General features: G+C 71.1%; 12 protein-coding genes. 5 read left to right on the forward strand and 7 right to left on the reverse strand.

Annotated features, from left to right (window positions below):
- The first annotated feature begins 97 nt into the window (after positions 1-97).
- Together BMY07_RS17385 and BMY07_RS17390 are read left to right on the forward strand one after the other, a co-directional pair.
- Entirely contained in the window at positions 98-1036 is a 939-nt protein-coding gene (locus BMY07_RS17385) for a ribose-phosphate diphosphokinase (RefSeq protein ID WP_092779486.1), read from the forward strand.
- A gap of 5 nt (positions 1037-1041) precedes the next feature.
- The gene (locus BMY07_RS17390; RefSeq protein WP_092780007.1) at positions 1042-2160 is read left to right on the forward strand and encodes a CapA family protein; all 1119 of its coding nucleotides are present in this window, start codon (positions 1042-1044) and stop codon (positions 2158-2160) included.
- 309 nt (positions 2161-2469) lie between these two features.
- Here BMY07_RS17390 and BMY07_RS17395 read toward each other — a convergent pair whose 3' ends face one another.
- Entirely contained in the window at positions 2470-3423 is a 954-nt protein-coding gene (locus BMY07_RS17395) for an o-succinylbenzoate synthase (RefSeq protein WP_092779488.1), read from the reverse strand.
- 65 nt (positions 3424-3488) lie between these two features.
- Between BMY07_RS17395 and BMY07_RS17400 the strand changes: the two genes are divergently transcribed.
- Positions 3489-4295: a serine hydrolase domain-containing protein gene (locus tag BMY07_RS17400; protein ID WP_177215621.1), complete on the forward strand. Its 807-nt coding sequence runs from the start codon at positions 3489-3491 to the stop codon at positions 4293-4295.
- On the opposite strand, the gene BMY07_RS17405 is transcribed toward BMY07_RS17400, so the two are convergent.
- Together BMY07_RS17405 and BMY07_RS17410 are read right to left on the reverse strand one after the other, a co-directional pair.
- Positions 4292-4474: a hypothetical protein gene (locus BMY07_RS17405; protein WP_092779490.1), complete on the reverse strand. Its 183-nt coding sequence runs from the start codon at positions 4472-4474 to the stop codon at positions 4292-4294. The two genes, BMY07_RS17400 and BMY07_RS17405, sit on opposite strands and share 4 nt — an antisense overlap.
- Complete coding sequence (locus BMY07_RS17410) at positions 4471-6126, reverse strand: DNA repair helicase XPB (RefSeq protein WP_092779492.1); 1656 nt, start codon at positions 6124-6126, stop codon at positions 4471-4473. The genes BMY07_RS17405 and BMY07_RS17410 overlap by 4 nt, the downstream gene beginning before the upstream one ends.
- Positions 6127-6296: 170 nt before the next feature.
- On the opposite strand from BMY07_RS17410, the gene BMY07_RS17415 reads away from it, so the two are divergent.
- Both BMY07_RS17415 and BMY07_RS17420 read left to right on the forward strand, forming a co-directional pair.
- Positions 6297-6887 carry an LppU/SCO3897 family protein gene (locus BMY07_RS17415; RefSeq protein WP_092779494.1) on the forward strand — a complete coding sequence of 197 codons (591 nt, stop codon included), beginning with the start codon at positions 6297-6299 and terminating at the stop codon, positions 6885-6887.
- Between the two features lie 140 nt (positions 6888-7027).
- Positions 7028-7876 (forward strand): LppU/SCO3897 family protein, encoded by an 849-nt coding sequence (locus BMY07_RS17420; protein WP_092779496.1) that lies wholly within the window; start codon positions 7028-7030, stop codon positions 7874-7876.
- Between the two features lie 57 nt (positions 7877-7933).
- On the opposite strand, the gene BMY07_RS17425 is transcribed toward BMY07_RS17420, so the two are convergent.
- Genes BMY07_RS17425 through BMY07_RS17440 form a run of 4 tightly spaced genes read right to left on the reverse strand, consistent with a single transcriptional unit; the run spans position 7934 to position 11361 of the window.
- On the reverse strand, positions 7934-8701 hold the full coding sequence (locus BMY07_RS17425) for an ABC transporter ATP-binding protein (RefSeq protein ID WP_092780011.1): 768 nt from the start codon (positions 8699-8701) through the stop codon (positions 7934-7936).
- 7 nt (positions 8702-8708) lie between these two features.
- Entirely contained in the window at positions 8709-9509 is an 801-nt protein-coding gene (locus tag BMY07_RS17430; protein ID WP_092779498.1) for an ABC transporter permease, read from the reverse strand.
- A complete protein-coding gene (locus tag BMY07_RS17435; RefSeq protein WP_245782453.1) occupies positions 9506-10282 on the reverse strand; it encodes an ABC transporter permease in 777 nt (258 codons plus the stop codon). The genes BMY07_RS17430 and BMY07_RS17435 overlap by 4 nt, the downstream gene beginning before the upstream one ends.
- Positions 10283-10323: 41 nt before the next feature.
- Positions 10324-11361: an ABC transporter substrate-binding protein gene (locus BMY07_RS17440; RefSeq protein ID WP_092779500.1), complete on the reverse strand. Its 1038-nt coding sequence runs from the start codon at positions 11359-11361 to the stop codon at positions 10324-10326.
- Positions 11362-11433 lie beyond the last annotated feature (72 nt).

Consider the following 11433-nt stretch of genomic DNA (forward strand, 5'->3'; position numbering starts at 1 on the left):
GTGGGCGGCTCCCCTCCGGGTCGGGCGGCTGACCGGGGGCCACTAGGGTTGGGTCGCAGCGACCGCTGCGGGTTGGGCCTGGTCAACGGGAGTGCGTGTGCGGGACATCGCCTTGTTCGGTGGGAGTGCGCATCCGGAGCTGTCGGCGGAGATCTCCGAACACCTCGGGGTACCGCTGCACCCGGTGCGGGTCCAGCGGTTCGCCAACGACTGCCTGGAAGTGCAGCTGCAGGCCAACTGCCGCGAGCGCGACGTCTACCTCATCCAGCCGCTGGTCCAGCCGGTCCAGGAGAACCTGGTCGAGCTGCTGCTGATGATCGACGCGGCGCGCGGGGCGTCGGCGCGGCGGATCACCGTGGTGATGCCGCACTACGCCTACGCGCGGTCGGACAAGAAGGACGCGCCGCGCATCTCCATCGGCGGCAGGCTGGTCGCCGACCTGATGGTCGCCGCCGGGGCCGACCGGGTGCTCACGATGACCCTGCACTCGCCGCAGGTGCACGGGTTCTTCAGCGTCCCCGTCGACCACCTGCACGCGCTGCGCGAACTGGCGGGCCACTTCCGCAACCTCGACCTGTCGAACACCACCGTCGTCTCGCCGGACCTGGGCAACGCCAAGGAAGCGGCCCGGTTCGCCCGGCTGCTCGGCGTGCCGGTGGCCGCGGGCGCCAAGCAGCGCTTCGCCGACGACCGGGTGGCGATCTCCTCGGTGATCGGCGACGTCGACGACCGCGACATCATCGTGCTCGACGACGAGATCGCCAAGGGCAGCACGGTGATCGAGCTGCTCGCCCGGCTGCGCGAGCACAACGTGCGGTCGGTGCGGGTGGCCTGCACGCACGGGCTGTTCGCCTCCGGCGCGCTCAAGCGCATCGGCGACCAGTCGGAGGTCGTCGAGATCGTCTGCACCAACACGGTGCCGATCCACGAGCGGTCTGAGAAGCTGACCGTGCTGTCGATCGCGCCCGCGTTGGCCGAGGCGGTGCGGCGCATCCACAACGGCGAGTCGGTCAGCGCGCTGTTCGATGCCCCGTGAGGTGGTTGCCTGCTGTCGCGAGCGTCCTGCTCGTGGCCGCGTGCAGCGGTGACCCCACCGTCGGCGAGGTGCCGGACGACCCGCAGGCGACCACGACCGCGCCACCGAGCGCGACCCCGCCGTCGACCCCGGGTTTCACCCTGATCGCGGGCGGCGATGTCCTGATCCACCCGGCGCTCACCGAGCAGGCCACCGCTGATGGCGGCGGCAAGCGGGACTACACGCAGCTGCTCGCCGGGATCAAGCCCGCCATCGAGGCAGCCGACGTCGCGGTGTGCCACCTGGAGGTGCCGATCGCCGGGCCGGACGGGCCGTTCCGGGGCTACCCGAAGTTCAGCGCGCCACCGGAGATCGTCACCGCGCTGGCCGCCACCGGGTTCGACACCTGCTCGACCGCGTCGAACCACACCCTCGACCAGGGCCCGACCGGCGTGATCGGCACCCTCGACGCCCTCGACGCCGCCAAGATCACCCACACCGGCGCCGCCCGCACCGCCGACGAGGCCGCCCGCCCGCTCATCCGCGACGTCGCCGGCGTGAAGGTCGGCTTCCTGTCGTTCACCTTCGGTCTCAACCAGGGCACCGCCCGACCGGCGGGCTCCCCGTGGATGACCAACATCCTCAGCCCGGAAGCGGTGCGCGCGGGCGCCCGCGCGGCCAAGTCGGCCGGCGCGGAGGTCGTGGTCGCCAGCCTGCACTGGGGCATCGAGGGCAAGCACGACCCCAGCCCCGACCAGCTGCGCATCGCCAAGGCCGTCCTCGCCGACCCCGCCGTCGACCTGATCATCGGCCACCACGCCCACGTCGTGCAGCCCTTCGAGCGCATCGACGGCAAGTGGGTCACCTACGGCCTCGGCAACATGGTCGCCAAGCACGAGGAACCCAAGGGCCCCACCGAGGAAGGCGTCCTGGCCCGCTTCCACTTCACCAAATCCGGCCCCACCTGGACCGTCGACCGCGCCGAGTACCTCCCCCTGCTCACCGACCTCGGCCCACCCATCCGCCTCCGCGACCTGACCTCCGACCCCGCGGCCCCCGCCACCCGCAAATCCCAAGCCCTCACCCGCACCGACCAGGCAGTCCTCAGCCGCTCAGCCGCCACCGCAGGCCTCACCCGCCCCTGAACTTCACCCGTTCCAGCGACAGAAGTTATCCACATCTGAATCTTCGGCGGGCTGTTTCAAGATCGTCTGTCGGTGGGTGCCGATAGACTGGCACTGGGACGCCCCCCGGTGTGGGTGGGGGCTGGGCAGGGTCGGGACCGCGTGCGCGCGAGGCGGCTGGGGTGGGGTAAGAGGGCTTGCGCGGTGCGGGGGTGCTGGGAGCGGTCCTGTTGGTGCTAGGGGTCTTTGGCGGGCCTGTGTGACCTTCTTGGTTGCTAGGGCGGGAAACGATGGCGGGCAGGCACGAGGGAGCCGAGAGCCGAGTTCGGCCTAGCGGTGGCCGCTGAGGGCGGTGACGCGGCCGAGGCGGGAGAGCCAGCGGTCGCGGGTTCGGGGGTCGGCTTCGGTGAGGGCGTCTGGGGCTGGGGCGGTGCGGGGGACTGGGAGCCAGCCGTTGGTGGGGCGGAGGGGGTGGGTTACCGCGTCGGTCTTCAGTAGCGACAGGGTGCCTAGGCCGCAGGCGTAGTCGAGGGTGGGGAGAGCAGCGGCGAGGGCCAAGCCTGCGGCAAGGCCGATGCTGGTTTCCAAGGCAGACGAGACCACGCAAGGTAGGCCTGCCGATTCCGCTACGGCGAGGGCTCGGCGGACGCCTCCCAGTGGGGCGACTTTCAGGACCGCGATGTCAGCCGCACCGGCGACCGCGACGCGCAGAGGGTCTTCCGCGCGGCGGATCGACTCGTCAGCGGCGATGCGGACGTTCACGCGGCGGCGGACGGCGGCGAGTTCCTCGATGGTGCGGCAGGGCTGTTCGACGTACTCCAGCCCGCCCGCGGCCCGGTCGAGCGCGGTGATGGCGGCGACCGCCCGGTCCACGTCCCAGGCGCCGTTCGCGTCGACCCGGACCTGGCCGGACGGGCCGAGCGCGTCCCGGACGGCGGCTACCCGGTCGACGTCCTGGCCCAGGGTGGAGCCCGGGTCGGCGACCTTGACCTTCGCGGTGCCGCAGCCGGACTCGCGCACGATCTCGAAGGCGCGTTCCGGGGACACCACCGGCACGGTCGCGTTCACCGGGATCCGGTCGCGCACCGGCGCGGGCCAGCCGTGTTCCGCCGCTTCCAGCGCGCTGGTGAGCCACGGCACGGCCTCGGTGTCGGTGTAGTCCGCGAACGGGCAGAACTCGCCCCAGCCCGCGTCCCCCCGCAGCAGCAGCCCCTCGCGCACCGTGATGCCGCGGAACGAGGTGTGCATCGGGATGGCGTAGACCCGCGTCTGCTCTGCGAACACCGGTGCATCGTCGCAGATCACCGGGGCAGGCCGCTGGCCGGAGCGCGGACCGTAGGGTGGTGGCCATGCGCAGCTTGGACGTGGTGGCCGGGTGGCCGGTGGACAACGCCGCCGCCGCGGTGGTGTCGGCCGACGGGGTGGTGCTGGGCAGCACCGGTGACCAGGGCCGCCGGTTCCCGCTCGCCTCGGTCACCAAGCCGTTGGCGGCGTACGCGGTGCTAGTCGCCGTCGAGGAGGGCGCCCTGGAGTGGGACCAGCCCGCGGGCCCCGCGACCGTGCGGCACCTGGTGGCGCACACCTCGGGCCTTGCCTTCGACTCCACCACCCAGCAGGCCGAGCCGGGCACCCGCCGCATCTACTCCAACACCGGCTTCGACGTGCTCGCCGAGGCCGTGCACCAGGCCACCGGCATCCCGTTCGGCCGCTACCTCACCGAGGCCGTCTTCGAGCCGCTGGGCATGGTGGACTCCGAGCTCCAGGGTCCTGCCGGGTCCGGGGCCGTCTCCACCTGCGCGGACCTCACCAGGTTCGCCGCCGAACTCCAGGCCCCGACCCTGCTCGCCCGGGAGACGCTCGCCGACGCCACGACCGTCGCCTTCCCCGGCCTCAACGGCGTGCTCCCGGGCTACGGCATGCAGAAGCCCAACGACTGGGGCCTCGGCTTCGAGCTGCGCGACGGCAAGAGCCCGCACTGGACCGGGCAGCGCAGTTCGCCGCGCACGTTCGGCCACTTCGGCCAGTCCGGCACGTTCCTGTGGGTCGACCCGGACGCCGGGGCGGCGTCCGTCGCGCTGACCGACCGCCCCTTCGGCGAGTGGGCCATCCAGTCGTGGCCCCCCTTCACCGACGGCGTACTCGCCGAGCTGGCCTAGTTCGGCAGCTTCGGCTCGTCGTCCTCCTCCGGTGGCACGTCGAGCACCTGCTCGTCCTCCAGCTCGGTGGCGGCGTCCCGCGCCTCGTCGACCTTCTTGCGGGACCGGTCCAGCAGCGTCGGATCAGGTTTGGCGTTCACCGCCTGCGGGTGCCCACCGGCGCCGCGCCGGAAACTCACTCGGGGATGGCGGGCCCGAGCAGGTCGTCGGCGTCGCAGATCCGGTAGGCGTAGCCCTGCTCGGCGAGGAACCGCTGGCGGTGCGCGGCGTACTCGGTGTCGAGGGTGTCCCTGGCGACCACGGAGTAGAAGTGCGCCTGCCGCCCGTCGCCCTTGGGCCGCAGCAGCCTGCCCAGCCGCTGCGCCTCTTCCTGCCGCGAGCCGAACGTGCCCGACACCTGCACCGCGACCGAGGCCTCCGGCAGGTCGATGGAGAAGTTCGCCACCTTCGACACGACCAGCGTGCGCAGCTCACCGCGGCGGAACGCGTCGAACAGCTCCTCGCGCTCCTTGTTCTTGGTCGCGCCCTGGATCACCGGCGCGTCCAGCGCCGCGCCGAGCTCGTCGAGCTGGTCGAGGTAGGCACCGATGACCAGCGTCGGCTCGTCCGGGTGCCGGTCCAGGATGGACTGGACGACGGGGATCTTGGTGCGCGCCGTCGAGCACAGCTTGTACCGGGTGTCCGGCTCGGCGGTGGCGTACTCCAGCCGCTCGTTGTCGGTGAGGGTGACCCTGACCTCGGTGCACTCGGCCGGTGCGATCCAGCCCTGCTGCTCGATGTCGCGCCACGGCACGTCGTAGCGCTTCGGGCCGATCAGCGAGAACACGTCGCCCTCGCGGCCGTCCTCGCGGACCAGGGTCGCGGTCAGCCCGAGCCGCCGCCGCGACTGCAGGTCGGCGGTCATCCGGAACACCGGGGCGGGCAGCAGGTGCACCTCGTCGTAGACCACCAGGCCCCAGTCCCTGGAGTCGAACAGCTCCAGGTGCCGGTACTCGCCACCGGACTTGCGGGTGATCACCTGGTAGGTGGCGATGGTGACCGGGCGGATCTCCTTGCGTTCCCCGGAGTACTCGCCGATCTCCTCCTCGGTCAGCGACGTCCGCGCGATCAGCTCCCGCTTCCACTGCCTGCCCGCGACCGTGTTGGTCACCAGGATCAGCGTCGTGGCCTGCGCGAGCGCCATCGCGGCCGCGCCGACCAGGGTCTTGCCCGCCCCGCACGGCAGCACCACCACCCCGGAGCCGCCCGCCCAGAACGACTCGGCGGCCATCCGCTGGTAGTCGCGCAGCTGCCAGCCGTCCTCGTTCAGCGCGATCGGGTGCGCCTCGCCGTCGACGTACCCGGCGAAGTCCTCCGCGGGCCAGCCGACCTTGAGCAGCGCCTGCTTGAGGCGGCCGCGCTCGCTCGGGTGCACCACCACGCTGTCCTGGTCGATCCGGGCGCCGAGCATCGGGTTGATCTTCTTGCTGCGCAGCACCTCCTCCAGCACCGCGCGGTCGGTGGAGGTCATGACCAGCCCGTGCGCCGGGTGGTTGGCCAGCGTGAGCCGCCCGAACCTGGCCATCGTGTCGACCACGTCGATCAGCAGCGGCTGCGGCACCGGGTAGCGCGAGTAGGTCGACAGCGCGTCGACGACCTGCTCGGCGTCGTGGCCCGCGGCGCGGGCGTTCCACAGCGCCAGGGGGGTGATCCGGTAGGTGTGCACGTGCTCAGGGGCGCGCTCCAGTTCCGCGAACGGCGCGATGGCCGTCCGCGCCTCGCCCGCGCTGGGGTGGTCGATCTCCAGCAGCAGGGTCTTGTCTGACTGCACGATCAGCGGGCCGTCGGTCACCCACCCAGTGTCGCAAACCCGGCGCGCGGGCCGGGGCCGGGCACAGTTCGGTAACCGGCGCGACCACGGGCTGTGCGATCCGGTTACCGTCCACCGCCACCAGCACCGCGCCCGGTCGACCCGCCCGCCCGGTGCTCGACGACCCCACCCAGGTAACGCAAAGGCAGCGCATGACCAAGCCCGAAGAGCCGGACACCCCGGCCGAGCAGCCCGTCGCCGAGTCCGCGGACCGGTTGGACTTCCTCGACGGCCACGTCGAACCCGCCGGTCCCCGCAGGCACAAGCTGCTGCCGCTGTGGGCCGTCGCGCTCATCGCGGTGCTGATCACCGGGATCGGGTTCGTCGTCTTCCGCTACGTCCTCGCCGACGACCCCGCGGCCATCGAGTGCGCTTCGGTGACCGGATCGGGTGATTCGGCGAAGGTCGCGGTCGTCGGCTGCGGCGACGCGGCCGCGTTCCGGATCGCCAGCCGCAAGGACCTCTCCGCGCCGGGCTGCGCCGAGGGCGCCTACCGCGAGATGCGGACCGAGAAAGAGCTGCTCTGCCTGATGCCCAACTTCGTCAAGGGCAACTGCTACGTCCCGGACGAGCCGAACCAGGCGTTCAAGGTCGGCTCCTGCGAGTCGTCCGACGCGATCAAGGTGGTCGACGAGTTGCGCGACACCTCGGACCCGTCGCCCTGCCCGAACGGGAACGGCCTGGGTTACCCCGAACCGCCGATTGTGTTCTGCTTGGAGACACCCAACACGACCGGTTCGTGACCAAGGGTGACCGTTAGTCCGGTTGTGGGGTTTCCGTTACGTCCGTTCGAGGGACGCGTTACAGTGCGCCGCCGCACCGTGCGTATCCCAAGGGGGGATGGTGTCGGCTTTGTCGCTTTCCAACGCCATTGAGGTGCACGATGTCCAACCCGCAGCAGCCGGGCCAGTTCCCTCCGCCCCAGGGCGGCTCCACCCCGCCGTTCCCGCAGGGTCCGGGGACTCCGCCCAGCGGTCAGCCCTACCCGCAGCAGCAGGGTCCGGGCACCCCGCCCGGCGGGCAGCCGTACCCCCAGCAGGGTCCCGGTACCCCGCCCGGCGGGCAGCCGTACCCCCAGCAGGGTCCCGGCACGCCGCCCGGTGGCCAGCCGCAGCCCGGCTTCGGCCAGGCGCCGCCGCCCCCGCACGGCCAGCAGCCGGTCGGCTTCCCGGCCGCCCCGCCGCAGGTCGACCAGCCCGCCAAGCGCGGCGGCGGCAAGAAGGTGCTGCTGATCGTGGTCCTGGTGATCGCGGTCATCGGCGTCGGCCTCGCCGCGTGGGGCTACCTGACCAAGGACGCCGCCACCGCCTCGGTCGGTGACTGCATCAAGGTCAACGACGACAGCTCGGACAACGCCGACGTCGAGAAGATCGACTGCGGCGACCAGGCCGCGGTGTTCAAGGTCGGCAAGAAGCTCGACAGCGGCAGCGCGACCTGCCCGACCGACAGCGACTACCTCGAGTACGAGGAGAAGTCCTCCCGCGGCGGCAGCGGCGGCTTCTCGCTGTGCCTGGTCTTCAACGTCAAGAAGGGCGAGTGCCTGACCGACCTGGAGAGCCCGGCCAAGACCAAGAAGGTCACCTGCGGCTCGCACCAGGTCGAGATCATCGACGTCCTGGACGGCAAGTCCGACAAGGAAGCCTGCCCCGCCGAGGCGAACCTGCCCTTCGCCTACAAGGAGCCGGTGCTGACGATCTGCTCGAAGGTCTCCGCACCCGGCGACAAGCCGTAGCACGACGCGAAGAGGGCCCCACCGGATGAGTCCGGCGGGGCCCTCTTGCGTCTGTCCTCAGCGGACGGTGACCGGAGCGCCCTGCAGCAGTCCCGCCACCTTGGCCCGCAGTTCGACGAAGTCGTCGCTGGCCCGGGTGGTGATCTGGTCGCGCACCGGCCCGAGCGGGACGTCCAGGTGCGCCACCACGGTCGCCGGGGACTTCGACAGCACCAGCACCCGGTCGCCCAGGTAGACGCTCTCGTCGATGTCGTGGGTGACCAGCAGGACGGTGGTGTCCTGCTCCCGGCGGATCCGCAGCAGCAGGTCCTCCAGCTCGAACCGGGTCTGCGCGTCGACCGACGCGAACGGCTCGTCCATCAGCAGCAACGACGGTCGGTAGGCCAACGCGCGCGCGATGGCCACACGCTGCTGCATGCCGCCGGAGAGCTGCCACGGGTACTTCTTGCCCGCAGTGGACAGTCCTACCGCCGCCAATGCCTCTACCGCCCGTGCTTCGCGTTCCGTGCGCGACAGGGTCCGCAGTGGGAACTCCACGTTGCGGGTCACCGACAACCACGGGAACAGCGAGCGGCTGTAGTCCTGGAACACCACGGCCAGGTCCGAGGGAACGCCGTCGACCTTGTTGCCGTGCAGGCTCACCGTGCCCCTGGAGGGTCGGATGAGCCCGGCGATCGTGCGCAGCAGCGTCGACTTGCCGCAGCCGGACGGTCCGACCACACACACGAGCTCTCCCGCGCCGACGGTGAAGTCGAGCCCATCGATCGCGGTGTGTGAACCGTCCTTGCCCTTGTAGGTGTGGCCGAGTCCGTCGACCTCCAACATGTTCACGTCAGCCTCCGGTGGCGAGCGCCTGTGTCTCGAGCGAGTGCCGCGGCTGCCAGGCGAGCGCGCGCCGCTCGAGCACGAGGAGCAAGGTGTTGAACAGGTAGCCGAGCACGCCGAGCAGCACGATCCACGCCCACATGGCGGTGGGCTCGTAGTCGCGCTGGGCCCGCACCAGCTGGTTGCCGATACCGTTGGCGGACCCGATCAGCTCCGAGATCACCATCAGGATCAGCGCGATGGACAGGCTCAGCCGCAGGCCCGCGAACACCTTGGGCAGCGCGGAGGGCAGCACCACGCCGAAGGTCCACTGCGCCCGCGACAGCCGGAACACCCTGGCGGTCTCGACCTTGGTCGCGTCGACGCCCCGTGCCCCGTCGACGGTGTTGAGCAGCACCGGCCAGATCGCGCCGAACACGATCGTCGGGAACTGCATGTTGGTCGGGCCGACCGCGGCGACGAAGAACGGCACCAGCAGCGGCGGCGGGATCGACCGCAGGAAGTTGAAGACCGCGCCCAGATAGGCCATGGCCCGCCGGGAGCGGCCGAGCAGGATGCCCAGCGCGATCCCGATGACCCCGGCCAGCGCCCAGCCGCCGAGCATCCGGCTGATGCCGGGTACGATGTGGTCGCCGAACGCCGAGGAGAACCACAGGTCCTTCGCGGTCAGCGCGATCTCGGACGGGGGTGGGAAGAAGAAGCTCTTCTCCGCCTCGGCGGCCTTGGCCAGCTGGGTCACCAGCTCCCAGAGCCCGACCGCGACGGCGAACACGACCCAGCGCTGCGCGGTCCTGGTCACCCGGTTCACTCGGCGCCCACCTTCGGCTGGCTCCAGGCGAACGCCTTGCGGTGCAGCAGTTCCAGCCCGGCGTTGGCGCCGTAGCCGATCAGCCCGGCCAGGACGGTGCCCGCGAGCACGGTGTCCATGTTGAGCCCGCCGCCGCTGGCGACGTTGACCACCTGGCCGAGGCCGATGGTGCCGCCGGAGAACAGCTCGGTGCTGATCACCACCGCCAGCGCGATGGCGAAGGAGAGCCGCACCCCGGTGAGCACGAACGGCGCGGCGCTGGGCAGGGCGACCCGGCCGAGCAGGCCGAGCCGACCGGTGCCGAACGCGCGCGCCGTCTCCACGTGCAGCGGGTCGACCTCGTCGAGGGCGTACATGGTGTTGAACAGGATCGGCCACAGCGCCCCGTACACGGCGAGGGTGATCTTGGTGTCCGGGCCGGTGCCGAAGGTCAGCAGGGCCAGCGGGATCAGGGCGACCGAGGGGATCGGCCGCAGGAACTCGACCAGTGTCATCACGGCCCGGCGGACCGGGGGGACGCTGCCGAGGACGAGTCCGGCCGGTACCGCGATCAGGACCGCGATGACCAGCGCGAGGAGGGTGGCCGCCAGCGTGGCGACCACCGCCCGCACGAACTCCGGGTCGCCGAGCAGGGTGACCATGGTGGGCAGCACCACGCTCGGCGGACGAAGGTAGTAGCCCGGGACCAGGTCGGTCCGGCTGGCGACTTCCCAGATGGCGAAGAAGCCGACCAGACCGACCAGGCTCGCGGGAACTCGGGGAGCTCCACTCACGGTGTGCTGTGGGCTCCCGCAGGGGGAGCCCGCCTCCAGACCTATTTGTTGCTGGTGGAGCTGGGGATCATCGAGGCGACGTCCAGGTTGCCCTTGATCACGCCGAACTCCTGCATCAGGTTGGCGACCCGCTGGATGCGGTTGGCCTCGAGCGAGGTCGAGTACGTCGCGATGGTCACCAGCTGCGCGGTCTGCTGGTCGATCTTGGCGTACTTGACGAACATCGGCTCGACCTTGGTGCGGTCGGTCGCCTCGGCCTGCGCCTTGGCCAGGCCGCGCTGGAAGGCGGCGATGGTGTTCGGGCTGGTGCTGGCGAACTTGCCGGTGCCGCCGATGGCGACGTAGCCCGACATCGGCATCTCGGCGGTCGGGCCGGAGGCACCGTCGAACACCGGGACCGCGCCGATCTTCTTCATCGCGGTGGTGACCCACGGCTCGACGACGACGGCGCCGTCGACCTCGCCGCGCTCCATCGCCGGGATCATCTCGGCGAAGGTCATCTCCCGCCACTCGACCTGGGTGTAGTCGACGCCCTGGGTCTTGAGGACCGACATCGGGGCCAGGTCGGTCATGGTGTTGCGGGCGGTGATGGCGATCTTCTTGCCCGGCGCGTCGGTCGGCTTCTTCAGCGGCGAGTTCGGCGGGGCGACGACCACGATGTGGCCCGGCTTGGCGGTGAGCGCGTCGGCGACGATCTTGAACTCGGCGACCTTCTTGCTCTGCGCGAGCAGCGGCGCCGGGTAGGAGGAGAAGGCGATGTCGACGTCCCCGCTGAGCACCGCGTTGATGGAGGCGGCACCGGAGGCCATGACCACCGGCTCCACGTCGAGGCCCTGGTCGCGGAAGTAGCCCTGCTCGATTGCCCGGTAGAACGGGGCGACGTCGACGACGGGCAGGACGCCCACCTTGACCTTCGCCTTCTCCACCGCACCCGCACTGCCCGTCGACCCCGAGCTGGTGGTGTTGTCGTCGCCGCCGAGCAGCCCGCACCCGCTGAGCGTGGCGAGGAGGGTCATGGCGAGAGCGGCGATGGGCAGCCGGACCCCAGCGGTCCGTCTGGTGGCAACGCGTCGAAGCATTTGGAGCCTCTCCTCGTAGGAGGTCGGTTTTTGTCGAGGGGGGCGCGAGTCCCCCTGCGGCACCAAGGACGC

This window comes from Actinokineospora terrae (assembly GCF_900111175.1).
Classification (GTDB): domain Bacteria; phylum Actinomycetota; class Actinomycetes; order Mycobacteriales; family Pseudonocardiaceae; genus Actinokineospora; species Actinokineospora terrae.